Origin of the sequence: Microbacterium sp. H6 (assembly GCF_003314775.1) — a bacterium.
Classification (GTDB): Bacteria; Actinomycetota; Actinomycetes; order Actinomycetales; family Microbacteriaceae; genus Microbacterium; species Microbacterium oxydans.
In genome coordinates, this window is record NZ_QOAY01000222.1 from 17,816 (window position 1) to 18,041 (window position 226).

At 73.5% G+C, this 226-nt stretch carries 1 pseudogene; it reads right to left on the reverse strand.

The features are described 5' to 3' along the window. Positions 1-226: pseudogene (locus DSP71_RS14535) on the reverse strand (TetR family transcriptional regulator); the annotation flags it as partial.

Sequence of the window (226 nt, forward strand, 5' to 3'; positions counted from 1 at the left end):
GCGGTGAAGTACGACGGCAGTGCCTCGAAGGCGGGATCTCCGGAGTGCAGCGCGGCAGCGAGCCCGCGCTTCGTGGCGACGAACTGCGTGAAGCGCTGCAGCCACAGGGCGAGCGCGTCATCCGGGGAGTGCGCGGCGGCGAGCTCGTCCGCGGCCGCCGCGGTGGCATCGACGGCATGCCGGAAGACGGCGACCACGAGGTCCGACCGCTGCGGGAAGCGGCGGT